The organism is Pseudogulbenkiania sp. FW507-F1, assembly GCF_058781125.1.
The window spans coordinates 1-25230 of sequence record NZ_JBYSWM010000034.1 but is presented as its reverse complement, the minus strand read 5'-3'; the positions used below and the strand labels follow the sequence as shown (position 1 = coordinate 25230).

Genomic DNA, 25230 nt, shown 5'->3' with positions numbered 1-25230 from the left:
CTCCTTTTCCCCAGCGGCCACGCCAGGACCGACAGGACACGGCACGGCCGCTGCCGCGCCGGGCGCAAACCACGCTCAGCGGCCGCAGTCCTCCGGACGCGGTCCAGCGGCGGCACGCAACTCGTCCTTGCTCAGGAAACCGTCCTTGTTGGTGTCGGCGCGTTCGAACGCCGCCTTGACCTCGTCCAGGCTCAGCTTGCCGTCGCCGTTGCTATCTAGCTTGGCGAAGAAGGGCGCATGCTCGTGATCGCGCCCCGGGCCCTGCCGGAAATGCTCGCGCATCGCCTGGCGCAGTTCGTCGCGGCTGAGCTGGCCATCGTGGTTGAGATCCAGCTTGGCAAAGTCTTCGGCCAACCTCGGCATGCCGACCCGGGCCTCTTCCAGGCTCAGCTGGCCGTCACCGTTCTTGTCGGCCAGAGCGAAACACTGCTGGAAATGGCGGCGGCCGTGGTGCCGCTGCGCGAAGCGTTCGTGCATGAAGCGATGTAGCTCGTCCCGGCTCAGCTGGCCATCGTGATTGGTATCGGCCTTGTCGAAATCGGCCGCCAGACGGGGCCACGCCGCCTGCACCTCGTCACGGCTGAGCTGGCCGTCGCCGTTCTTGTCGGCTTGCGCGAAGCGCGCCGCCGGCCCGTCCATCGGCCCCTCTTTGGGGGCGACGCCATTGGCCGCGGCCAATGCCGAAGCGCTCACCACGGCCAGAATCAGTGTCAGTACGACTTTCCGTTTCATTGCAATCTCCCTGTGAATATAGATGGCCTCGCCACCATCCGATGAAGAAAGCGTAAGCCGGAAATGTCAGGGAACTGGAGAGAAAGCGTGGAGAAACGGTGAAGCAAGTGTTAGAACCTGTTCACGATCTGTCGCGAGCAGCCCTCAGCGGGGTGAAGAGCAGCGCAGGAACCGGAATGTACTGGAGTACATGAGGATTTCGAGCAGCACATGAGCCCCGATCAGGGATGCGCAGCAAGATCGTGAACAGGTTCTTAGGGCGTGTTCACAATTCCAGCTTGTAGCCGACGCCGTACACCGAGCGGATCAGCTCCTGCTGCGGTGCCGCCTGCTCCAGCTTGCGGCGCAGGTTCTTGATGTGGCTGTCGACGGTGCGGTCGGTCACCACGCGATGATCAGCGTAGAGGTGATCCAGCAGCTGGTCGCGCGAGAACACCCGCCCCGGCATGGAGGCCAGCGTGCGCAGCAGGCGGAATTCGGCCGGGGTCAGCTCCAGCCGTCGCCCCTGCCACGAGGCCTGGTAGCCCTCCTCGTCGATCGTCAGCCCGGCATCGGCCGGCAGCGCGCCATGGCGCTGGCTGCGGCGCAGGATGGCCTTGACCCGCGCCACCACTTCGCGCGGGCTGTAGGGCTTGCAGATGTAGTCGTCGGCGCCCAGCTCCAGGCCGAGCAGACGATCGATCTCCTCGACCCGGGCGGTGACCATGACGATCGGCACGTCGCTGAAGGCGCGCAACTCGCGGCAGATGTCGAGGCCGTCGCGGCCGGGCAGCATCAGGTCGAGCAGGATAAGGTCCGGCAGACGGCGCCGCACCTCGGGCACCACGGCCAGGCCGTCCGCCAGACAGGCGGTCTCGAAACCGGCTGCCACGAGGTAATCCGCCAGCAGGCGCGACAGTTTGGGTTCGTCCTCGACCACGAGGACGTAGGCTGACTTGGGAGACGGGTTCATGCTCTCAACGCATCCGTAAGGGGAAAGTCAGGGAAATCCACAGCCCGCCCAGTGGCGACGGGCGGGCCTCGATCGTGCCGCCATGCGCCTCGACGATGCTGCGGCACAGTGCCAGGCCGAGGCCAGCGCCGCCGCTGGCGCGGTTGCGCGAGCCCTCCACCCGGTACAGCCGCTCGAACAGCCGTGGCAAGGCCTCGGCCGGCACCGCCGGTTCCGAATCCTGGAAATCGATGCGCAGGCACTCGCCATCTCGGTTGACGCTCACCCGCAGCCGCCCGCCGGGATCGGTATAGCGCACCACGTTTTCCAGCAGGTTGTTGAACAGCTGCAGCAGGCGCTGCGGGTCGGCCTCGATAGTCCAGCCGCCCCCTGGCGGGAGGCGTGTCTCGAGGAGGATGGAGCGGCCCTGCAGGCGCTCGCCGAAGGCGTTCAGCGCCTGCTGCAGGACGTCCGCCGGATCGAACACCTCCATGTGGTAGCTCAGCGCCCCGACATCGGCCAGCGACAGCTCGTACAGGTCATCCACCAGCTTGCTCAAGGTGGAGACCTCGGCCTGCAGCGACTTGAGCGCCTCCGGCGTCGGCGTGCGCACGCCGTCCTCCATCGCCTCCAGCTCCCCGCGCAGCACCGCCAGCGGGGTACGCAACTCGTGCGAGATATCCGCCATGAAGTGGCGGCGCATCTGCTCGTTGTTTTCCAGCACCCGCGCCAGGCGGTTGAAATCTCCCGCCAGCTGGCCTAGCTCGTCGCGCGAGCTGGCCACAACCCGCGTGCTGTAGTCGCCGGTCGCCAACTGGTGCAACGCCGCCGCCAGGCGCTTCACCGGCACCAGCATGACGCGCGCCAGCAGCATCGCCACCACGGCGGCCAGCACCACCCCCAGCAGCGCGAACAACCAGCCGGCCTTGAGCTGCCCTTCCTGGAAGCGCAGGTCGGCGGCGTTGGTCAGGCGGCTGACCGGCACGCTCACCAGCCAGCCGATGGTGCGGCCGTCCAGCTGCAGGGCGGTGCGGGTGGCATCGGGAGGCCAGCTGGGTGCCCCGATCACCACGCGCCCGCCGCTATCCAGCAGCGTCAGCGGCGGCAGGGGCAGGCGAAAGCCGGGGTGCGGCAGCGGTTCGTGCCGGCCGCGTGGCCCCTCGGGATGAACCTCGGTGCGCACCAGCCGGCGCCACAGCCGCTCGTTGCCAACCAGAAAGGTCCAGCTGCCCTCTTCACGGTAGGCGTCGACCAGACTGGTCTTTAGCGTTTCCAGGCGCTGGGCGTCGCGCTGGCTGACGTAATCGAGAAACCCCTGCTTGAAGCTCAGGCGGCTGGCGGCACCGATGGCGATCGCGACCACCACGCAACAAAACAGGATGGCAAAAAACAGTTTGGAGGTGATGCCGAGCTTCATGAGTCGTGTGGGCGGGGCGAGGCGCCCCAGGGTCGGGATGGAAGCATTGTGGAAACAGCCGGCCGGGGCGGCAAGAGCCGCGCGCCCCCCAGCGGCAAGTTTCACACTTTTTTCACCGTTGACCGGCCCCGGCGAGGAACGCCTCCAGCTGTGCGACCGTCGGCATGCCGGCCCGCGCCCCCGGCTGCGTCACCGCCAGCGCCCCTGCCGCGACGGCGCGCTCCAGCGCCGCCGCCATGCCCAAGGGTAGAAACACCGCCAGCGCGGCGTTGAAGGTATCGCCGGCCCCGGTGCTGTCGATGACCGGCACGGCGCGCCCGGGCTGGTGGTGAAGCACACCCGCCGCATCGATATAATCGGCCCCCTCCCCGCCTCGCGTCAGCACCACCTTGCCTGCCAGCCGTGCCGGCAGGCGCTCGAGCCCGGCGGCCTCCGCACCGAGCAGCTGCGCCAGTTCGTGCTGATTGGGCGTAAGGTAGGCAACCTTCGCCAGCAGTTCGGCCGACAGGGCCTGCGCCGGCGCCGGGTTGAGGATCAGCGGCACGCCATGCCGCTCGGCAAGGCAGGCAACTTCTTCCACGGCGTCCAGAGGAATTTCCAGTTGCGTCAGCAGCACGTCGGCCGAAGCGATCTCGGCTTCGGCCTGGCGCACATCGTCCGGACTCAGCGCATGGTTGGCACCGGGCACGACGACGATGGCGTTCTCCCCGCCGCTGACGGTGATGGTGGCGACGCCGCTGGCGACACCGGGCGTCACCGCCACGTGACGCGTGTCCACCCCCTCCTGCTGCAGCCCGGCCACCAGTTCACGGCCGAAACCGTCGTCGCCGACACGCCCGATGAAGCTGACCTCGGCGCCGAGGCGGCGCGCGGCGACCGCCTGGTTGGCCCCCTTGCCGCCATGGCAGGTGAAGAAACGCTCGCCGAGGAGCGTTTCGCCCGGCGCCGGAAAACGAGGACACAGCACGACCAGGTCCATATTGATGCTGCCGATCACCACGATCTTTGGCATGGTTCTCCCCAAGGAGCCCCCGGCCACACCGCCGGGGGCTCACGTTTGACGATAGCGCAGAGGAGAAGGCGCCGGGACACAGCCTGTGCCCGGCTCACCATGAGCCGGCCACGGTACGAAGATCGCCGCCGCCCCCATGAGCGGCGGGGAGAGAGGACTCAGTGCAGGCTTTCACGGGACAGGAAGCGCAGGTAGCCCACCCCTTCCAGCCAGAAACCACCGTCGGCCAGCGGGGTCGCCTCTTCCAATTCAGCCACGGTCAGGATCAGCTCCTGACCGTCCAGCTTCGCCGCCAGCGCGATATCCTCGTCGTCGGCGAACTCTTCCGAGGCGTATTGGTAGTCGGGCTTGATGAACTGGTTGTTCACCTGGATGTACTCTGATTCATTCAGCAAGCGCAGGATGTTCATGACGACCTCCTCGTGATGCGAAGAATGTAGAACCAAGCTCGACAGTTACATTTGAATGAGGCGACTCGCGCCGGGCCGCACTGTCGACGGCCGGGCATCACCTGTCACCGGCATGAGGATGGGCTCTTTGCGCGACGCCGGCAGCCCCGCAGCAGCAGATACGCCCTACAGCCAGCCACGCTCGGCAAACGACTCGGCATGGCTTCCCGTGATCACGAAATGGTCCAGCAAGCGGACATCCACCAGTTGCAGCGCGGCCTTGAGGGTATCGGTCAGCGCCCGGTCTGCCGACGACGGCTCGGCAACGCCGGAAGGGTGGTTGTGCGCCACGATGACGCCGGCCGCGTTGTGCGCCAGCGCCCGCCGCACCACCTCGCGCGGATAGACCCGGGTCTCGCTCAAGGTGCCGCTAAATACTTCTTCGACCGCCAGAACGCGGTTTTGTGCCGTCAGGAAGATCACCACGAACACTTCGACGTCGCGCAGGCCGATGCTCAGCCGCAGAAAGTCGCGCACCGCCTGCGGGCTCGACAGCGCATCGGCCAGCTTCATCTCTTCGGCCAGCGCCCGTCGCACCAGTTCCTTGGTCGCCATCAGCTGGGTGTACTTGGCCACGCCGAGGCCGGGCTGGCGCTCGAACTCGGCCAGGTTGGCCGACAAGAGCCGCGACAGCGAACCGAATTCGGTCATCAACCGGCGTGCCATGTCGACGGCCGACAACCCCTTGATACCGGTGCGCAGAAAAATAGCCAGCAATTCGGCGTCGGAAAGACGCCCCGCCCCCTGTGCCAGCAGCTTTTCCCGGGGCCGCTCCGCGGCAGGCCAGTCGCAGATCGACATGATCGGCTCCTCATTGTGCTATAGCTTGTTTTCGCCATTAAACCCAACCTCATGCCAAAATCATAGCCAGCGCGGCGGCGACAGCGGAGCCGCCACCGAGGCCGGCAATTTCCGGTAAACTTTTACCTTTTCAGCTTGCACAAAGGCTTTCCATGTCTGCCAAACGGATACTGCTGGGCGTCACCGGCGGCATCGCCGCCTACAAGGCGGCCGAGCTGACCCGTCTCCTGGTCAAGGCCGGACACCGCGTCGACGTGGTGATGACCGACGCCGCCACCCGCTTTGTCACGCCGACCACCTTCCAGGCCCTGTCCGGCCATGCGGTCTACACCAGCCAGTGGGATCCGCGCCCGGATAACGCCATGGCGCACATCGAGCTGTCGCGCCGCGCCGACGTGTTCCTGATCGCCCCAGCCAGCGCCGATTGCCTGTTCAAGCTGGCGCACGGCGCCTGCGACGAGCTGATTTCGACGCTGGCCGCGGCACGCACCTGCCCGCTGATCGTCGCCCCGGCGATGAACAAGCAGATGTGGGACAACCCACCCAACCAGCGCAACGTCGCCCAGCTCGTCGCCGACGGCGTGACGGTGTTCGGCCCGGCCGCGGGCGAGCAGGCCTGTGGCGAAGTCGGCCTTGGCCGCATGCTGGAACCGGAGGAAATCGCCGAACGCGTGGCAGGCTTCTTCGTCGAGAAACGCCTCGCCGGCAAGCAGGTGCTGCTCACCGCCGGCCCGACCTTCGAGCCAATCGACGCGGTGCGCGGCATCACCAACGTCAGCTCCGGCAAGATGGGCTACGCCCTGGCACGCGCCTGCCGCGACGCCGGCGCCGAGGTGACGCTGGTCTCCGGCCCGACCGGCCTGCCCTGCCCGGTCGGCGTACGCCGCCTCGATGTGGTCAGCGCCGCCGAGATGCACCAGGCGGTGTTGCAGGAAGTCGGCCGCAGCGACGTCTTCATCGCCGTGGCGGCGGTAGCCGACTACCGCGTCAAGAACCGGTCGGAGCACAAGCTGAAGAAGGGCGATGCCGTACCGGTCATCGAACTGGAAGAAAACCCGGATATCCTCGCCACCGTGGCCGGCCTGCCGGCGGCGCCGTTCTGCGTCGGCTTCGCCGCGGAAAGCCAGAACCTGCTGGAATTCGCCGAAACCAAGCGCCGGCGCAAGAAGGTGCCGCTGCTGGTCGCCAACCTGGCACAACTGGCCATGGGCGCCGACCACAACGAAGTGGTGCTGCTCGACGACACCGGCGCCCACCCGCTGCCGGACCTGCCCAAAGAGCAGGTGGCCCACGCCATCGTCGCGCATCTGGCGACACTGCTACCCCAGCGCTAAACCGCCCGATCCACTCAGAGGTTGGCCGAAGCCCGGCTTCGGCCAACCTTTCACGATTATTCAAGGACTCCGCATGAAACCCGTCATCGACGTCAAGATTCTCGACCCGCGCCTGCACGACAACCTGCCTAATTACGCCACCGCCGGCTCGGCCGGGCTCGACCTGCGCGCCGCCATCGACAGCCCGATGGAAATCAAGCCGGGCGAGACCCAGCTCATCCCCACCGGCATGGCCATCCACCTTGCCGACCCCGGCCTCGCCGCGATGATCCTGCCGCGCTCCGGCCTGGGTCACAAGCACGGCATCGTGCTGGGCAACCTGGTCGGCCTGATCGACTCCGACTACCAGGGCCAGCTGTTCGTCTCGGTTTGGAACCGCGGGCACAGCAACTTTGCACTCGAACCGCTGGAGCGCATCGCGCAGATGGTGATCGTGCCGGTGGTCCAGGTCGGCTTCAACATCGTCGACGACTTCGACGCCTCGCACCGCGGCGAGAACGGCTTCGGCAGCAGCGGCCGACACTGAGAGCTTGTCAATAAATCGGCTACGCCCCCCCATGCCGGCCCTGTGATACGCGCCATATAATATGTACGGCTGCGCTTCTCGAACCAGCCAGGAGAGGCTCGCGACGATTTCTGTCACAAGCTCCAGGTCCTGCCTGGACGCAAAAAAGCCCGGTCGAACCGGGCTTTTGTACATCCTACGGCAAGCGCCTCAGGCCTTGGCGGTGCGGATGCGCTCCGAGCGGCCGCGCAGCCATTCCAGCGTCAGCAGCAAGGTGGTGGAGAACAGGATCAACACCGCCGCCGCTGCCGCGATCGCCGGGCTGATGTTCTCCTTGATGCCGCTGAACATCTGGCGCGGCAACGTCACCTGCTCCGGACCGGCCAGGAACAGCGTCACTACCACCTCGTCGAACGAAGTGGTGAAGGCGAACAGCGCCCCCGACACCACGCCCGGCGCGATCAGCGGCAGCACCACCTTGCGGAAGGTGAGCAGCGGATTCGCCCCCAGGCTGGCACTGGCCTTGATCAGGCTGGTATTGAAACCGCTCAGCGTCGCCGACACCGTGATCACCACAAACGGCACCCCCAGCGCGGCGTGCACCAGGATCAGGCCGAGGTAATTGTTGGTCAGGCCCAGCGGCGAGAAGAACAGGTAGGCACCGACACCGACGATCACCACCGGCACCACCATCGGCGAAATCAGCACCGTCATCAGCAGCGACTTGCCGGGGAAGTTCGAGCTGGTCAGGCCGACCGCCGCCAGCGTCCCCAGCACCGTCGCCAGCAGCGTGGCGGCCGGCGCCACGATGAAGCTGTTCTTCAGCGAGTGCATCCATTCGCCGTTGCCGAAGAACTCGCCGTACCAGCGCCACGAGAACGACTTGATCGGGTAGACCAGGAAGCTGTCGGCCGAGAACGACAGCGGGATGATCGCCAACAGCGGCGACATCAGGAACACCAGCACCAGCACGCACACGAGGCGGAACGTCCAGTACCAGAGCTTCTCGACGGGAGAGGCGTAATTAGGCAGCATGATTTACCCCAGACTCAGACGGTCGGTCCCCACCAGCTTGCTGTACACCGCGTACAGCGCCAAGGTGGCGACCAGCAGCAGGCTACCCAATGCGGCGGCCATGCCCCAGTTGATGGTGACGTTGGTATAGAAGGCGACGTAGTAGCTCACCATCTGGTCTTCCGGGCTGCCCAGCAAGGCCGGCGTAATGTAGTAGCCCAGGCACATGATGAACACCAGCAAGGCCCCGGCCGCCACCCCCGGCAGCGTCTGCGGGAAATAAATCTTCCAGAACGCCGCGAACGGATGGTCGCCCAGCGAAATGGCCGCCTTGACGTACGAAGGGGGAATGCTCTTCATCACGCTGTAGCTGGGCAGGATCACGAACGGCAGCAGAATGTGCACCATCGCGATGTAAACGCCGGTGCGGTTGAACGCCAGCTGCAATGGATGGTCGATGATGCCCAGAGCCATCAGGCCGCTGTTGATCAGCCCTTCGGACTGCAACAGCACGATCCACGCCGCCACCCGCACCAGCACCGAGGTCCAGAACGGCAGCAGCACCAGGATCATCAACAGGTTGCTCTGACGCTTGGGCAGGTTGGCGAGCCAGTACGCCACCGGGTAGCCCAGCAGCATGCAGAACACCGTCACCCACAGGCTCATCCACATGGTGCGGCCGAAGATACTGAGGTAGGCACGCTCGTTGACCGGCGTCAGCTCCGGCACCCCGCTCTTGTTCTCGCGCAGGTCGAGCGAGCGATACAGGTAATACGGGCTCCACGATTTGGCGTTGCGGGCAATGGCGTGCCAGTGGTCGGGATCGCCCCAGCGTTCGTCGATCTGGATGAAGTGGTCACGCACCGACTCGCCCGGCGCCACGTGCAGCGGCATCTTGCGCGCGGTACGCATCAACAGCGAGCGGTAGCCGCTGATTTCCATATTGAGGCGCTTGCTCGCATCCGCCAGCGTGCCGTCTGTCTTGGCGCGGGCCAGGTCCTCTGCCAGTGCGGAGTACACCGCGTCCGACGGCAGGCCGCGCTGATCCCAGGCGCGGATCAGTTGGCTGGTATGGGGAAGCGCGGTCACGACTTCCGGGTTATCGACGCTGCGGAACAGCAGCGACGTGATCGGGACCAGAAAGGTCAGCAACAGGAACAACCCCAGCGGGGCGACCAGGGCGATCGCCTTGAATTGCTTGAGGCGTTGCTCGCGCGCCAGTTTCTTCTTGAGCGGCTCGCCGTCGGCGGCCGTCAATGGCGCATTCATGATAAGACTTTCCGACATGTCATCAACCTGAGAGAGGGGCCCCGCCGCCCTGTCGCGGCGGGAACCGCAGTTACATACCGGTCCGGCTCACGCCAGGCCGGCCTCAAGGTCAGCGTGCAGCCCAGGCGTTGAAACGCTCTTCCAGGTCTTCGCCATGCTCAACCCAGAACGGTACGTCCAGCGCCAGCGCCCCTTTCAGGTTGGCCGGAGCGGTCGGCAGGTTGGCCACCAGCTTGGCGTCCATCTGCTTCACCGTCTTCAGGTTGGTCGGACCGTAGGCGATGTGCGCCGAGTAGTTCTTCTGGTTTTCCGGCTTGCTGGCAAAGTTGATGAACTTCATCGCCTCCTTCACCTTGGCGCCCTTCGGAATCGCCCAGGAATCGACGTCGTAGATGCTGCCGTTCCACACCACTTTCAGGTTCTTGCCTTCTTTCTGCGCGGCGTCGATGCGGCCGTTATAGGCCGAGCTCATCACCACGTCGCCGGAGGCCAGGAATTGCGGCGGCTGGGCGCCGGCTTCCCACCACTGGATGTTCGGCTTCAGCTGGTCGAGCTTCTTGAAGGCGCGGTCCACGCCGGCCTTGGTGCCCAGTACCTTGTAGACATCGGAGGCCGGCACGCCGTCGGCCAGCAGGGCGAATTCCAGCGTGTACTTGGCGCCCTTGCGCAGGCCGCGCTTGCCCGGGAATTTCTTCACATCCCAGAAATCCTTCCAGGAGGTCGGCGCCGCCTTCAGCTTGTCGGCGTTGTAGGCCAGGGCGGTCGACCACACGAAGATGCCCACGCCGCACTCGGAAACCGCCGGCTTGACGAAGTCGGCCTTGTTGCCCACCTGGGCCCAGTTGATCTTCTCGAAGATGCCCTCTTCGCAGCCGCGCAGCAGCTCCGGCGATTCCACTTCGAGCACGTCCCAGGTCGGACGGCCCACTTCCACCATGGCCTTCACCTTGGCCATTTCACCGTTGTAGTCCCCCGCGGTGATCTTGGTGCCGGTCGCCTTCTCGTACGGCTGGTAGTAAGCGGCGGCCTGGGCCTCCTTGTTCGCCCCGCCGAAAGAAATGACGGTCAGGCTTTCGGCAGCCAGAGCCGACAGCGAAACCCCGCCCAGCACAGCGGTAACGATGATTTTCTTGGTAACGTTTTTCATCCAGCTTCTCCTCTGAAACCCAGTTCAGTTTAGTGATAGGCAAAACCCGTGTTCCCCGGGCTCATTGCGACGTACCTGTGGCGTCGATCTGTCTTGTGTGTGTGTGAAAAACTACGGATTGAGGGGGTCCAGCGCCCGGATATCTTCCGGATTCCAGCCCAGCGCGATGGAGTCGCCGACCGACCAGGAGCCGTCAAGCTCGCTCACCGGCACCTTGACGATGAAGGATGGGTTGCCCGCCACGTCCATGCGCAAGCGCACGTGATCGCCGAAGTAGATGAACTCCTGCAGCTTGCCCTGGAAGCGGTTGGCGCACTGCTCCGAGGCGCCGTTCAGACGCACGCGCTCGGGACGGATCGACATGGTGGTCCGTACCCCGGCACGGTCGGCGCATACCGCCTTAGCCGTCAGACCGATGCCGTCGCCCAGCTTCACCTGGCAGAGACCGTCCTGCAGGCTCTGCACCTCGCCCTCCAGCGTATTGTTCTCGCCGATGAAACTGGCAACGAAGGAATTCACCGGGGCTTCGTACAGGTTATAGGCACTGTCGATCTGCTGGATGATGCCGTCCTTGAACACGGCGACGCGGTCGCTCATGGTCAGGGCCTCGCCCTGATCGTGGGTGACGTACACCACGGTCACGCCCAGCGAGTCATGAATGTGCTTGATCTCCATCTGCATGTGCTCGCGCAGCTGCTTGTCGAGCGCACCCAGGGGCTCGTCCATCAGCACCAGCTGCGGGTTGAACACCAGCGCGCGCGCCAGGGCCACGCGTTGCTGCTGGCCGCCGGAGAGCTGTGCCGGGTAGCGATGCGCCAGCTTTTCCAGCTTGACCATCGACAGCGCGTGCATCACCTTGGCATCGATATCGGACTTGGAGAAATTGCGGATCTTCAACGGATAGGCGAGGTTTTCGCCAACCGTCATGTGGGGGAACAGGGCATAGTTCTGGAACACCATGCCGATATTGCGTTTGTGCGGCGGAACGTGGTTGAGCAAGGCGCCATTGAGGCGGATCTCGCCATGCGTCGGGGTCTCGAACCCGGCCAGCATCATCAGGCAAGTGGTCTTACCGGAACCGGAAGGCCCAAGCAGGGTCAGGAACTCCCCTTTGCGGATATCCAGATCCAGATGCTTGACGATCAGGCTCTCGCCATCGTAGCTCTTCTGAACACCGCGAAAGCTGACCAGCACCTCATTGTCGGGAACGACTTCAGGCACCATGGTTTCTCCTCTGAAACTAAATGTCCGACCAGCGGAACGTGATTCCATTTCTCATACAGGCAGCCCATGTTATAGGCCATTCGGCTTCTGTTTTCTCCCCGCCTGCCATGCAGACCGGTCTTGAGCTTGTGCTTGAAACCTGTAGCGCAACGATAGCCCACAACGGCTCGGCCAATCAACAATGTTTAATTTCAAGTAAAACCACAAGAGTGAAAGCGTTAAATAAATACAACAATCGTTGAACAAACCCAACTATTTTATAGTTTTAGTTGTAAATAAATGGGAAATATCGATCAATAAATTTAATAACGTGCGAAACGTCTATTTTTTTAAGCACATTGGACGGTGAGGATATTAAACGGCAGCCATAAAAAAACCGGCCTTGCGGCCGGTCTGAAGGGAGAATGGAAACGGGTCAAGCCAACAGGTGGTTGTTCAGCTCGCGCATGCCGGCCGACAACATCGCCAGGTCCAGTGCCTGGAAGGCCTGCAATTCGGCAAACATCTGGTGGCAGGTCTCGACATCGTGGTGACGCTTTTCCAGCCAGGCGCTGGCCAGGTCTTCCGACTCCTTACACTCCTGGATTGCCAGCTTGGCCACCTTGCGGTGCAGGCGATACAGGTCATCGCGCAACGCCGAACGCGCCAGCGACTGCCAACGATTGTCGCGCGGCAGACGGGTGATCGCCTCGCGCATCCAGTCCAGCTGCAGCACCTTGCCCAGGCGATAGTAATTGCTGGCCAGCACACCCTGGGTCAGCTCCTCTCCCTCGCCGATTTCGATGATGTCCATCAGCGGCACGGCAAACTCCAGACGCGCCAGCACGCGCGCCAGGCTGACCGGCAGGTTCGGGATATCCAGACGAGCTTCCATCGCCGCCACGGTCGGGTAATCGGTGGCGCTGATCAGCTCCGGCAGTGCCGCGAGCAGAGCCTGCACCTTGGCACCGTACTGTTCGATCACGGCGTTGACCGAGCTGAACGGACGCTTGTTGCGCAGCACCCAGCGCGTCACGCGCTCGATCAGGGTACGCACGATCACCATCAGTTCCATCTGCTGGTCGGCCGGAATCTGGTTGTCCAGCGCCTCGATCTGGCCCCACAGCTGTTCGGCGTTGAACACGCGGCTGGCGATCCACCAGGCACGGGCGATGTCGGCCGCGGAGAACGGCGACTCTTCCTGCAGGCGGAACACGAAGGTCGTGCCCATGCGGTTGATGATCTGGTTGGCCAGCTGGTTGGAGATGATCTCGCGCTTCAGATGGTGCTTTTCCATCTGGCTGCGGAAACGCTCCTGCAGCGGTTTCGGGAAGTAGTTCACCAGCACCGGCAGGAAATCGACGTCGTCCGGCACGTCGGTCGCCAGGATTGCCTGATCCAGCGAGATCTTGCTGTAGGCCAGCAGCACCGCCACTTCCGGCGCGGTCAGACCCTGACGCGCCAGGCGACGGTCGTTGATCTGGGCTTCGGACGGCAGGTATTCGATCTCGCGATTCAGTTCGCCGGTCTTCTCCATGTGGACGATCATGCGGGCATGGGTCGACAGGATCGAGGCCGCTTCCTGCTGCTTGATCGCCAGCACCTGGGTCTGCAGGTAGTTGTTGCGCAGCACCAGATGCCCCACTTCCTCGGTCATCTCGGCCAGCAGTTCATTGCGCTGCTTGAGCGTCATGTCCCCGGCCTGCATCACCGCGCCCAGCAGGATCTTGATGTTGACCTCGTGGTCGGAGCAGTCCACCCCCGCCGAGTTGTCGATGGCGTCGGTGCAGATGCGGCCACCGGAGAGCGCGAATTCGACGCGCCCCAGCTGGGTGCACGTCAGGTTGCCGCCCTCGGCCACCACTCTCACGCGCAGCTCGCGGCCGTCGACGCGCACCGGGTCGCAGGCGCGGTCACGCGCATCGGCGTGGCTCTGCGTCGACGCCTTGACGTAGGTACCGATACCGCCGTTGTACAGCATGTCGGCGCGGGCCTTGAGGATCTCGTGGATCAGCTCGTTCGGCGCCATGCTGTCCTTGTCGGTTTCCAGCCAGGCTTTGACTTCCGGCGACAGCGGGATGGACTTGGCCGAACGCTCGAAGATGCCGCCGCCCTGCGAGATCAACTCGCGGTTGTAGTCGGCCCAGCTCGAACGCGGCAGGTTGAACAGGCGCGCACGTTCCGCGAAGCTGACCGCCGCATTCGGGGTCGGGTCGAGGAAGATGTGCATGTGGTTGAACGCAGCGATCAGCTGGATGTGCTCGGACAGCAGCATGCCGTTGCCGAACACGTCGCCGGCCATGTCGCCGATACCGATCACGGTGAAATCCTGCTCCTGGGTGTTGACGCCCAGATGGCGGAAGTGGCGCTTCACCGATTCCCAGGCGCCGCGTGCGGTAATGCCCATGCCCTTGTGGTCATAGCCGGCCGAGCCGCCCGAGGCGAAGGCATCGCCAAGCCAGAAGCCATACTGTTCCGAAATGCCGTTGGCGATGTCGGAGAAGGTCGCGGTGCCCTTGTCGGCGGCCACCACCAGATACGGATCGTCCGGATCCAGACGGCGCACCTCCTTCGGCGGCACGATCTGGCCGGTGACCAGATTGTCGGTGACGTCGAGCAGCGCCGAGATGAAGGTCTTGTAGCAGGCGATGCCTTCGGCCATGAAGGCTTCGCGGTCGCTCGCCGGCGGCAGCTGCTTGCAGACGAAACCTCCCTTGGAGCCCATCGGCACGATCACCGAGTTCTTCACCATCTGCGCCTTGACCAGGCCCAGCACTTCGGTGCGGAAGTCTTCCATGCGGTCGGACCAGCGCAGACCGCCGCGCGCTACCTTCGAGCCGCGCAGATGCACGCCTTCGACACGCGGGCTGTACACCCAGATCTCGAACATCGGGCGCGGCTGCGGCAGGAACGGGATGGCGTTCGACTCCAGCTTGAACGAGATATAGGACTTGAACTGGCCGTCCTCGGCCTTCTGCCAGAAGTTGGTGCGGCGTACCGCCAGGATCACCGACAGGAAGCCGTTGAGGATGCGGTCCTCGTCGAGGTTGGCCACCTTGTCGAGCAGGTTCTTGAGCTCGGCCTGCAGTGTTTCAGCCTGGGCGTCGTCGGCGTTGACCGGGTCCAGACGGGCCTGGAACAGGCTCACCAGGTTACGGGTGATGGCCGGGTAGTTGGCCACGCACTGCTCGATATAGGCCTGGCTGAAGGTCAGGCCGCCCTGACGCAGGTACTTGGCCAGGGCGCGCACCAGCGAGATTTCGCGCCAGTCGAGGCCGGCCACCAGCGCCAGGCGGTTGAAGCCGTCGTTTTCGCAACGCTTGGCGAAGACTTGCGACAGCAGTTCCTGGAAATCGTGCTGCACGTCATCCGTCGCCATCTGCTCGTAGGCGCTGCCAACGTCGAGGCCGAAATCGCTGATCCACACCTCGGCACCGTCGGACCTCTGCACGCGGTAGGGGTGCTCGTCGCGGACGCGCACGCCCATGTTCTCGAGGATCGGCAGGCTGGCGGACAGGCCGAGCGGCTCGCCGGCGCTGAACAGTTTCAGGTTGAAGGCATTGGTGCCGCGATGCAGCGGTCGATACAGCTTCATGCCGAGACGCTTTTCGCCACCCAGCGATTGCATCAGCTGGATGTCGAGCACGGCGTTGCGGGCGGCGAACTCTTCACGGTAAGCCACCGGGAAGGCGCCCTTGTAGCGGTGGAACAGGCTATTGCCCTGCTCTTCACCGTGCGCTTCGACCAGCAACTGGTGCAGTTCTTCTTGCCAGCCGCGCACCACGCGGGCAATTTCCGCCTCGATGTCCGACTCGTGGAATGCCGGCAGGCCGGCGGCATGGGTGCGGATGGTGTAATGCACCAGCGCCAGTGTGCCGTCGCCGATCTGCACGCTGAACTCGGCCGCGGTGCCGTTGAAGGCGTTCAGCAGCACCTTCTCGATCTTCAGGCGCACTTCGGTATTGAAGCTGTCGCGCGGCACGTACACCAGGCAGCTGACGTAGCGATGGTAGCGGTCGGTGCGCACGAACAGGCGCACGCGCGGGCGCTCCTGCAGGTTGACGATGCCTTCGATGATCGGGGCCAGCGTCTCGGCGGGAATCTCGAACAGCTCGTCGCGCGGGTAGTTTTCCAGCACGAAGCCCAGGGTCTTGGCCTTGTAGCTGTTGTCGACGTAGTCGCAGTAGTTGACCACGTACTCGGCCTTGCGGCGCACGATCGGGATGTTCTTCAGCGAGACCTGGTAGGCGTGGGCGGTGTACAGGCCGAGGAAGCGGCGCTCGCCGATCACTTCGCCCTTGCTGTTGAAGCGCTTGATGCCGACGAAGTCGATGTAGGCCGGGCGGTGGATGATCGAACGGGTCTGCGACTTGTTCAGAATGATCAGTTGCGGCAGGTGGGCCAGCTCACGCAGTTCCTGCGGCAGCTGTTCGAAGCTGGCGGAATACTCCTTGTCGCCCTGCTCCTTCAGGATGCCAAGACCGCTTTCCTTGATGATCTTCAGGCTGTCCTTGCCATCGCGCTTGACGAGGTCGTAATCGCAGTAGCCCATCAGCAGGAAATGGTTGTCGCCCATCCAGTGCAGGAAGTCGATGGCCTCGCGGGCTTCGTCGCCACGAGCGCCCTTCACCTTGGCCAGATCGTCAGCGATCTCGGAGAGCGCCGCGCGCATCTTGGGCTCGTCGTTGACCACCAGGCGGATATCGGAAATGACGCGGTTCAGATCGCTTTCGAGTCGCTTGAGCGTGGCGGCGTCGGACACGCGGTCGATCTCGACGTGAATCCACGATTCCAGCGGCAGGTCGCGGCCCTGGGTGCGCTTGAGTTCCACCAGCTGCCCCTTGGCATCGCGTGCCACCGCCACCACCGGGTGGATCAGGAGGTGCAGGTTGAGGTTGTAGCGCGACAGCAGCATCGCCAGCGAGTCGATCAGGAACGGCATGTCGTCGCCGACCACTTCGATCACGGTATGCGTGCTCTGCCAGCCGTCACGCTCGAAATCCGGGTTGTAGATGCGCGCCTTGTGGGCGCCGGGTTTGCGCTGCTGCGCGAAATCGTAATGGGCGATCGCCGCGCCGAACAAATCCAGCGACGAATACCGGCGCAGGTCGTCGTACTCTGCTTCTTCGAAATAGACCGGAAAGAAAGGAGCCAGTTTTTGTTGCTCATCACTGGACAGCTTGCTGTCAGCCTCCGCCTGAATGTCGTCAATCAGGCTGGCGTGTTCTGTCATGTTGCTGAGGGACATTGGTTTTCTCTGTGTTGTTTGCGCAGGGGTAAGGGCTCTGCTGAGCAGGGATTGTAGAGAGGTCGATCAGCACAAGATTTCTATAAAGCGACACGCTCTTACATCTTCCTTGGTTGCACAGCAGCACTCGTGTATGGGCGGGGGTGAGAGATTGCTTTTTCCACCACTCATAGGCTTATAGCAATGCGACAGCCAATTATAAAAAGACTTTTGTGGAATTTTCTTGCGAGCGCGGTTTTAAAAATACATAACCATCTGTTTTTGTTGATATTTTTCAGCAAGCCAAAAACCCGGTAGAATGCGCGGCTTCATTTTCTCCACCCCGCCCCGCCAAGGCGAGTGGATTGTTCGACCACAAATGTTCGTGCCACCATGGGCTCATACAAGGGCCGGGGCATCACCGGCCGACGAGAAAACCGGCGGGTAAGCCGGCCATACCCCGGCCTGGTTCACCACTTCGGCACGACATTATGCGGGACCGCGTCAGAAGACCGTTCTGGCACCCGGTTCACGTTCTGAGAAATAGAGAGGCATTCGATGAAAAAGGTTTTGATGGCTGTGGCGCTGGCCGCCCCGCTGTTCGCGTCCGCTGCCCAGGCAGAGACCATCCGTTTTGGCGTTGACCTGAACTACCCCCCATTCTCCAAGCAGGGCGCGGACGGCAAACCGCAAGGCTTCGATATCGACATGGCCCATGCGCTGTGCTCGGCGCTGAAGGCTACCTGCGAGATCGTGCCGCAGGACTGGGACGGCCTGATTCCGGCGCTGAACACCAACAAGTTCGACGCCATCCTGTCTTCGATGCAGATCACCGACGAGCGCAAGAAGGCCGTCGACTTCACCAACAAGTACTACAACATCCCGAGCCGCATCATCGCCAAGGTTGGCACCAAAGTCGACCAGAACAGCTTCAAGGGCAAGAAGATCGGTGCACTGCGCGCCTCGACCCAGGAGAAGTTCGCCAAGGACTACTGGGGCAAGACGGGCGCCAAGATCGTCGCCTACACCAAATCCCCGGAGTCGTTCCTCGACCTGACCAGCGGCCGACTTGACGCCGTGTTCGTCGACGGCGCGGTGGGCGACCAGGAGTTCCTGAAAACCCCGCGCGGCAAGGGCTTCGCCTTTGTCGGCCCGGAATATGCCGATACCAAGTATTTCGGCCTGGGCGCCGGCATCGCCGTGAAGAAGGGTAACAACGCGCTGCGTGAACGTCTGAACGCGGCCATCGAGCAGATCCGCAAGGATGGTTCCTACAAGAAGGTGCAGGACAAGTACTTCGCCTTCGACGTGTACGGCCACTGAGCTTCGGCCAACCCCGGACGGCCCGTGCCGAGGCATGGGCCCGATTCGAGCCACCTACCCTTTCCGCTGGAGACTCCATGAAACAGCCCTTGCTGACGCTGGGCGCGCTGCTGTGCGCGCTAACCGCCGCTAGCCACGCCGAAACGCTGCGTTTCGCCACCGATGCCAGCTACCCGCCGTTCTCCCAACAAGGTCCGGACGGCAAGATGGCCGGCTTCGATCCGGACATCGCCCGCGCCCTGTGCGCGGCGATGAAAGTGACCTGTGACGTCGTGCCGCAGGACTTCGACGGCATCATCCCGGCGCTCAACGCCAAGAAGTTCGACGTCATCATCGCCTCGATGAACATCACCGACGAGCGTAAGAAGGCGGTCAACTTCTCCGATAAGTACTACAACATGCCGAGCCGCCTGGTAGCCAAGGCTGGCACCACGGTCAACGATGCCTGGTTCAAGGGCAAGAAAATCGGCGTGCTGCGCTCCTCGATCCAGGAAAAATACGCCCGCGACCACTGGGTCAAGCTGGGCGCCAAGCTGGTGCCGTACGGCAAGGCGCCGGAATCCTTCCTCGACCTGAAGGCCGGCCGCGTCGACGCCAGCTTCGTCGATGCCGCCGTGGGCGACACCGATTTCCTGAAGACGCCGAACGGCAAGGGCTTCGCCTTCGTCGGCCAGGCCTACAACGAAGCCAAATACTTCGGCGAGGGTGCCGGCATCGCCGTGCGCAAGACCGACGCCGCCCTGCTCGAGCGCATCAACAAGGCGTTGAAGCAGATCCGCGCCGACGGCAGCTACGACAAGATCCAGAAGAAGTACTTCTCCTTCGACATCTACGGCAACTGATAGGAATGGCCGTGCCGGGACGCCATGCCGGCGCGGCCACTCCAGGAGAACAGCATGTTTTTGCAGGGTTATCTTCCCAGCATTCTGGAAGGCGCGGCACTGACGCTGGAAGTCGCGGCGGCTTCGCTGGTGGTGTCGGTGGTCCTCGGACTGATCGGCGCCATGTTCAAGATGGCGCATTCCCGCGCCCTGGTCTGGTCGGCCGAACTCTATTCCACGGTGGTGCGCGGCGTGCCCGACCTGGTCTGGATGTTCCTGTTGTTTTTCGGCGGCCAGATGATGATCAACGATGTCGCCGAACGCTTCGGCCTGGGTGCACCGGAAATCAACCCGATGATCGCCGGCGTGCTCACCATCGGCTTCATCTTCGGCGCCTACATGACCGAAACCTTCCGCGGCGCCATCATGTCGGTGCCCAAGGGGCAGATGGAAGCCGGCGCAGCCTATGGCATGTCGCCGCTGCGGGTGTTCTTTCGCATCACCGCGCCGCAGATGGTGCGCTTCGCCCTGCCGAGCTTCTCCAACAACTGGCTGGTGCTGGTCAAATCCACCGCGCTGGTCTCGGTGATCGGCCTCAACGACATGATGTACAAGGCGGACACCGCCAAATCCATCACCCAGGAACCCTTTACCGTCTACATGGTGGTAGCGGCGATCTACCTGCTGATCACCACGGTGTCGATTGTGGCCCTGAACGCGATGAACAAACGCTATTCGACGGGTGTACGGGAGAGTGAGCTGTGATTGACGCCAACCTGATGATCGAGAATTTTCCGTCCTTTCTGGGTGGCGGCAGCGGAGAAGCCGTGCTGTCCACCAGCGACGGCCTGATCCTGACGCTGGAACTGCTGTTCTACTCGCTGCTGGGCGGCCTGGCCCTGTCGATTCCGCTGGGATTGATGCGTGTCTCTAGGAACCGACTGGTGTCCGGCGCGGTCTGGCTGTACACCTACGTGTTCCGCGGCACCCCGATGCTGGTGCAGCTGTTCATCATCTACTACGGGCTGTCGCAGTTCGAGGCGGTGCGCGAGAGCTGGGCCTGGACCTACCTGCAGGAAGCCTATTTCTGCGCGCTGCTGGCCTTCACGCTGAACACCGCGGCCTACACCACCGAGATCATCGCCGGCCAGATCCGCAATACCCACTGGGGCGAGATCGAAGCGGCCAAGGCCATGGGCATGAGCAAGTGGCTGATGATGCGCCGCATCGTCATCCCGGCGGCACTGCGCCGCGCGCTGCCGGCCTACAGCAACGAAGTGGTGATGATGCTGCAAGGCACCTCGATCGCCGGCCTGGTCACGCTGGCCGACGTCACCGGTGTCGCCCGCCGCATCTACAGCGACACCTACATGCCGTTCGAACCGTTCCTGATGGCGGGCCTGATCTACCTGGCCTTCACCTTCCTGTTCGTCTGGCTGTTCAAGTTGGCCGAAAAACGCTGGCTGGCCTACCTGGCACCGCGCAAGCACTGAGCCGGACAGCCAGCGACAAGCAGGATGAATCCGATTATCGCGTGAGGCGAGACGTACCCGCCCACGTAGTGCCACCGGCCATGACCCCACCGTGGCCGGTGCGCAACCCACGACGCATTCAAGACAGGGATTTGCTGAGCGATGAAACCGATCGAACACCCCAACGCCACCTCCACCGGCCTCGACAGCCAAGTCAAGCTGCACGTTGCCGACATCCACAAAAGCTACGGCAGCCACGAAGTGCTCAAGGGCGTGTCGCTGACCGCCCACGCCGGCGACGTCATCAGCATCATCGGCTCGTCGGGCTCGGGCAAGAGCACCTTCCTGCGCTGCATCAACCTGCTGGAACAACCCAACAGCGGCAAGATCTTCGCTGCCGGCGAAGAACTGCAGCTGGTTCCGGACAGCCGCCACGGCGCCCTCAAGGCGGGCGACGCCAAGCAGCTGGCGCGACTGCGCACCAAGCTCGCCATGGTGTTCCAGCATTTCAACCTGTGGGCCCACATGACGGTGCTGGAGAACATCATCGAGGCTCCGGTGCACGTGCTTGGCGTGCCCAAGGACGAAGCCATCGCCCGCGCCCGCAAGTATCTGGAAAAAGTCGGCCTGAAAAACGTCGAAGACAAGTACCCGTCGCACATGTCCGGCGGTCAGCAGCAGCGCGTCGCCATCGCCCGCGCCCTGGCGATGGAACCGGAAGTCATGCTGTTCGACGAGCCGACCTCGGCGCTCGACCCGGAACTGGTCGGCGAAGTGCTGCGCGTGATGCAGGACCTGGCGCGCGAAGGCCGCACCATGGTGGTCGTGACGCACGAGATGGGCTTCGCGCGCGAGGTCTCCAACCACGTCATCTTCCTGCACCAGGGGCGCATCGAGGAGCAGGGTAATCCGAAGGAAGTGTTGGTCAAGCCGAAGAGCGAGCGGCTGGCACAATTCCTCTCGGGCAGCCTGAAATAATCATACAATTACGGCATTAATCATTCGTCTGCCAAGTCCCCGACTTGGCAGAATCTTTTCCTCGCAAGTTCGCTTTCCGGTCAACTATGGCTATGCAGACGCAAGTCGCCAAACCGCTTCGCTACGGCATCCTGCTGTTGCCCCACGCCGCCATGGCCGATCTGGCCCTGATCACCGAAGTACTGTCGCGCGCCAACCAGTTGGCCGAAAAAAAGCTCTACGAATTCTTGTTGCTCTCCCCCGGCGGCGACGCCGTGACCCTGACCAATGGCATCAAGGCCCCGGTCGACCTGCCGCTCAGCTACGCACCAAAGCTAGACGGGCTGTTCGTCATTGCCGATGAAATCGCCGGGGACGTCGACGTCGACGAACTGAGCAAAACAATCCATGCCCAGGCCACGGAAAAGCTGCAACTCATCGGGATCGGCTGCGGCAGTTACTGGCTGGCCCGCGCCGGCCTGTTGAACGGCTACCGCAGCACCATCCACTGGCAGGAAATCAACCGCTTCACCGAGGAGTTTCCGGAAGTCATTGTCTCGTCCAATCTGTACGAGATCGATCGCAACCGCATGAGCTGTGCAGGAGGAGCCTCGACGCTGGACTTCATGATGGTGCTGGTCGGGCAGCAGCAAGGGCACGACTTCGCTGCCCAGCTCTCCGAGCTGTTCAGCATGGAGCGCATCCGCCCCGGTAACGAACGGCAGCGCATTCCGCTCGCCACCCGTATCGGCGCCAGCCAGCCCAAGCTGACCGAAGCCGTCAGCCTGATGGAAGCGAATATCGAAGAACCGCTGACGACCGACGACATCGCCTATTATGTCGGCATCTCGCGGCGGCAACTCGAACGCCTGTTCAAGCAGCACCTCTCCGCGGTGCCGTCGAAATACTACCTCGAGCTGCGCCTCAAGCGCGCGCGGCAATTACTGCAGCAAACCTCCAAATCCATCGTTCAGATCGGGCTGGCGTGCGGCTTCTCCAGCGGCCCCCACTTCTCCAGCAGCTATCGCAATCACTTCGGCATCACCCCGCGCGAAGAACGCTCCTCGCGCAACACCGGCAAGAACGCTAGCGAGTAGCCGCCACCGACGACACCGCCGCCTCTGACAACGATAGCGGCGGGGCAAAGGGCAGCCGCAGCCGGAAACACGCCCCGCTGCCGGGAATGTTTTCCGCCTCGATCGAACCACCGTACTGCTCGACGATGGTCTGGCAAATCGACAGCCCCAGTCCCATCCCTCCTTCGCGGGTCGAGTAGAAGGGATGGAACAGCACCGCCTGCACGTCGGGCGAAATACCCCGCCCGCTGTCGCGCACCTCCAGAATGGCATTGGACAGCGCCACGTGGCTATGGATCACCAGTTGCCGCGCCCCTTCCCGCTCCCCCTTCATCGCCTCGATCGCGTTGGAAAGCAGGTTCATCAACACCTGCTCGATCTGGATGCTGTCGGCCATCACCGTCACCGGGTTGGCCGACAGCATCTGCACCACCTGCACACCATTGCTGCGCAGGTCATGCTCGGCGAGGAACAGGCTGTTTCCCACCAGCAGATTCAGATCGACCTGGCGTACATCCATGCTGCGCTTGCTGACGAAGGCGCGCAGCCGCTTGATGATTTCGCCGGAGCGCTCGGCCTGGCGGATGGCGGCCTTCAAAGCATCGGTCACCTGCGCCGGAGCCTCCTCGACATCCTCCAGCATCGCCAGCGATGCCGCACAGTAGTTGCTGATGGCCGCCAGCGGCTGGTTCAGTTCATGGGCGATCCCCGAGGCCATCTCCCCCATCGTATGCAAGCGCGCAACGTGCGACAGCTTCTCGAGATGGTCCCGCACCCGGCTCTCGCTCGCCTCCAGCACCGCCTGCGCCCGGCGCCGGATCGGCCCCATGTCGCGGATCGCACAAACGGCGCCGTTCATTTCCCCGGTGCGGGAAAACAGCGGGGCCACCGCCCCTTCGACCAGGCGGGTCTCACCGTAAAATGTCGACAACAACAATTCGTCGGGAAACTCCACCACCTGCTGGTAGAGAAAACTTTGGCCAATCGGGTCGACTTGGGAAACGTCGGCCAGCCCCTGCTGCAGCCGCAATACCTCCCGGTAATCCCGCCCCAGCAGCTGCTCCGGCAGCAAGCCCAGCAGCTCCTGCGCCATCGGATTGACCCACTCCACCTTGCGATCGTGACTCAGCGTGATCACACCATCACGGATGGCATTCAATGCTACCTCCACCCGCTCACGCTGGCTGAACAGCGCCTCATCGGCAGCCGAACGGGCGCGGTGCAAGTGCAGACGCTGTTGATACACCTGCCACAGCGCCAACAACAACAGGGTCACCAGCAACTCCTGGAAGACCAGTACACTAAGTCGCAACTCGGCCCAGGTCACGTTGCGCGACAGACTCAAGACGAACGGCTGCGCATCGCTGGGCAAGTCCATTTTGGATTCGAAACGCTGGAACAACGGCCATTGCGACACTTTGCTCGGCCGGAGTGAACGCTCGTAGAGCAAGAGCGATCCATGCACTCCCGGCAACTCACGCTGGTACAACGCAATATTCAGCGACTGCGACTCCAGGCGCAGCGGAGCCAGCAATTGCTCGAAGTGGACCTGCACCGCCACGACCCCCTCAACCAGGGGAGAATCGGGACGCAACGGAATCACCCCTGGCCCACCATTGCGGTAGACACCCTTCATCAGCAGATATGCCCGCTCGTCCCCAGCCAGTTCGAACGGCATCGAGACCACAATTTCGCCTGTCGCGATGGCCTGCCTCAGTTCGCGAGCCAGCCGAGGCTCATGCAGGATGTCGTAGCCGTAGAGCCGTCGCGACGCCTGAGTAACCGGCTCCACCATCGTGGCCGGGTAGTAGACATCGCGAAGAGGTGCCGCCCTCCACGAACGACGCCGATTAAGGTCGAAATCGGTAATAGAAGCAGGCTCGCCAATCTCGCGTGACATTTGGTCGAGATACCGATCACGCTCCGTCGGCACGACTTTTTGGTAGAAAAGAATGGTATAGAGCTTGGGGTAATTCGCCAGTATTTCTCGGGAAAAAGCGCTCAAGGCGGCGATATCGGATGTGTCACGCGACGCCACCATGGCATGAGCGGCCTGGAGCACGGCCTCGTTCTGATCCAGCTTACGCGCAATCTGCACGTAAGCCGCACGACCATCCTTCTCAAACCCCTCCTCCAGGCGGCTTCTCTCCATCTGAAGCCAGAGCAAGGCCGTCAGGAAACAAAGGACGAGCCAAGCCAGAAGTGGCAAGGCCGATTTTCTGAGCTTGCCGGAGAGACCAAGAGACGATTTCAAGCGTGACCATTCCATTCAGTCTGACAAATTCAGCAAGCCTGCGTCATACGGGTTCTCCCCAGGACACAGGCTGATCGAATTGTCGGGAAGATTAAGAATGTACAACTAAAAGCGGCATCTGTGCCATCCCCAGCCACAAACACCCGTAATGCATCAGCCAGAGGAGCCATTGTGGCATGACGGTGCCCAATACAAAAAGCCCAGCTCGGATGAGCTGGGCTTTTATAAGGGGAGTCTGGCGGTGTCCTACTTTCACACGGCAATGCCGCACTATCATCGGCGCTAA

21 protein-coding genes are annotated in these 25230 nt (G+C 63.0%); 8 read left to right on the top strand and 13 right to left on the bottom strand.

The annotated features are described in order from the left end of the window. Positions 1–75: 75 nt before the first annotated feature. The 6 genes from AC3WG5_RS16930 to radC all read right to left on the bottom strand — a co-directional run bounded on the left by AC3WG5_RS16930 (position 76) and on the right by radC (position 5342). The gene (locus tag AC3WG5_RS16930) at positions 76–732 is read right to left on the bottom strand and encodes an EF-hand domain-containing protein (protein WP_492569749.1); all 657 of its coding nucleotides are present in this window, start codon (positions 730–732) and stop codon (positions 76–78) included. Positions 733–997: 265 nt separating this feature from the next. Further along, positions 998–1684 (bottom strand): winged helix-turn-helix domain-containing protein, encoded by a 687-nt coding sequence (locus tag AC3WG5_RS16925; RefSeq protein WP_492569748.1) that lies wholly within the window; start codon positions 1682–1684, stop codon positions 998–1000. A 4-nt stretch (positions 1685–1688) separates the two neighbouring features. Further along, on the bottom strand, positions 1689–3080 hold the full coding sequence (gene baeS / locus AC3WG5_RS16920) for a sensor histidine kinase efflux regulator BaeS (RefSeq protein ID WP_492569747.1): 1392 nt from the start codon (positions 3078–3080) through the stop codon (positions 1689–1691). A gap of 112 nt (positions 3081–3192) precedes the next feature. After that, positions 3193–4092, bottom strand: a complete 900-nt coding sequence (gene rbsK / locus AC3WG5_RS16915; protein ID WP_492569745.1) for a ribokinase — start codon at positions 4090–4092, stop codon at positions 3193–3195. Positions 4093–4250: 158 nt separating this feature from the next. Then, a complete protein-coding gene (locus tag AC3WG5_RS16910; RefSeq protein ID WP_008955743.1) occupies positions 4251–4502 on the bottom strand; it encodes a hypothetical protein in 252 nt (83 codons plus the stop codon). A 165-nt stretch (positions 4503–4667) separates the two neighbouring features. Beyond that, on the bottom strand, positions 4668–5342 hold the full coding sequence (radC, locus tag AC3WG5_RS16905) for a RadC family protein (protein WP_014088050.1): 675 nt from the start codon (positions 5340–5342) through the stop codon (positions 4668–4670). A gap of 152 nt (positions 5343–5494) precedes the next feature. On the opposite strand from radC, the gene coaBC reads away from it, so the two are divergent. Further along, entirely contained in the window at positions 5495–6676 is a 1182-nt protein-coding gene (gene coaBC, locus AC3WG5_RS16900) for a bifunctional phosphopantothenoylcysteine decarboxylase/phosphopantothenate--cysteine ligase CoaBC (protein WP_492569743.1), read from the top strand. A 73-nt stretch (positions 6677–6749) separates the two neighbouring features. After that, positions 6750–7202: a dUTP diphosphatase gene (gene dut / locus AC3WG5_RS16895; protein ID WP_008955740.1), complete on the top strand. Its 453-nt coding sequence runs from the start codon at positions 6750–6752 to the stop codon at positions 7200–7202. A 189-nt stretch (positions 7203–7391) separates the two neighbouring features. Here dut and AC3WG5_RS16890 read toward each other — a convergent pair whose 3' ends face one another. From AC3WG5_RS16890 to AC3WG5_RS16870, 5 genes are all read right to left on the bottom strand, one after another. Further along, on the bottom strand, positions 7392–8216 hold the full coding sequence (locus tag AC3WG5_RS16890) for an ABC transporter permease (protein ID WP_008955739.1): 825 nt from the start codon (positions 8214–8216) through the stop codon (positions 7392–7394). A 3-nt stretch (positions 8217–8219) separates the two neighbouring features. Further along, complete coding sequence (locus AC3WG5_RS16885; RefSeq protein WP_492569741.1) at positions 8220–9464, bottom strand: ABC transporter permease; 1245 nt, start codon at positions 9462–9464, stop codon at positions 8220–8222. A 109-nt stretch (positions 9465–9573) separates the two neighbouring features. Continuing rightward, entirely contained in the window at positions 9574–10611 is a 1038-nt protein-coding gene (locus AC3WG5_RS16880) for an ABC transporter substrate-binding protein (protein WP_482580610.1), read from the bottom strand. A 111-nt stretch (positions 10612–10722) separates the two neighbouring features. Next, complete coding sequence (locus tag AC3WG5_RS16875) at positions 10723–11835, bottom strand: ABC transporter ATP-binding protein (protein ID WP_014088055.1); 1113 nt, start codon at positions 11833–11835, stop codon at positions 10723–10725. 415 nt (positions 11836–12250) lie between these two features. Next, positions 12251–17062, bottom strand: coding sequence for an NAD-glutamate dehydrogenase (locus AC3WG5_RS16870; protein ID WP_492569738.1), 4812 nt, complete (start codon positions 17060–17062; stop codon positions 12251–12253). Between the two features lie 537 nt (positions 17063–17599). Between AC3WG5_RS16870 and AC3WG5_RS16865 the strand changes: the two genes are divergently transcribed. The 6 genes from AC3WG5_RS16865 to AC3WG5_RS16840 all read left to right on the top strand — a co-directional run bounded on the left by AC3WG5_RS16865 (position 17600) and on the right by AC3WG5_RS16840 (position 22711). Further along, complete coding sequence (locus AC3WG5_RS16865) at positions 17600–18364, top strand: ABC transporter substrate-binding protein (RefSeq protein WP_041703021.1); 765 nt, start codon at positions 17600–17602, stop codon at positions 18362–18364. Positions 18365–18441: 77 nt separating this feature from the next. Further along, on the top strand, positions 18442–19206 hold the full coding sequence (locus tag AC3WG5_RS16860; RefSeq protein WP_492569736.1) for an ABC transporter substrate-binding protein: 765 nt from the start codon (positions 18442–18444) through the stop codon (positions 19204–19206). Positions 19207–19260: 54 nt separating this feature from the next. Further along, positions 19261–19950: an ABC transporter permease gene (locus tag AC3WG5_RS16855; protein ID WP_492569735.1), complete on the top strand. Its 690-nt coding sequence runs from the start codon at positions 19261–19263 to the stop codon at positions 19948–19950. Further along, positions 19947–20678: an ABC transporter permease gene (locus tag AC3WG5_RS16850; RefSeq protein ID WP_008955731.1), complete on the top strand. Its 732-nt coding sequence runs from the start codon at positions 19947–19949 to the stop codon at positions 20676–20678. The genes AC3WG5_RS16855 and AC3WG5_RS16850 overlap by 4 nt, the downstream gene beginning before the upstream one ends. A gap of 141 nt (positions 20679–20819) precedes the next feature. Beyond that, the gene (locus AC3WG5_RS16845) at positions 20820–21635 is read left to right on the top strand and encodes an ABC transporter ATP-binding protein (RefSeq protein ID WP_008955730.1); all 816 of its coding nucleotides are present in this window, start codon (positions 20820–20822) and stop codon (positions 21633–21635) included. A gap of 92 nt (positions 21636–21727) precedes the next feature. Then, entirely contained in the window at positions 21728–22711 is a 984-nt protein-coding gene (locus AC3WG5_RS16840) for a GlxA family transcriptional regulator (protein WP_492569733.1), read from the top strand. On the opposite strand, the gene AC3WG5_RS16835 is transcribed toward AC3WG5_RS16840, so the two are convergent. Then, a complete protein-coding gene (locus AC3WG5_RS16835; protein ID WP_236261631.1) occupies positions 22701–24944 on the bottom strand; it encodes an ATP-binding protein in 2244 nt (747 codons plus the stop codon). The genes AC3WG5_RS16840 and AC3WG5_RS16835 overlap by 11 nt on opposite strands. 91 nt (positions 24945–25035) lie before the next feature. Next, a partial coding sequence (locus tag AC3WG5_RS16830; protein WP_492569732.1) for a hypothetical protein occupies positions 25036–25230 on the bottom strand: 195 nt, incomplete at its 5' end.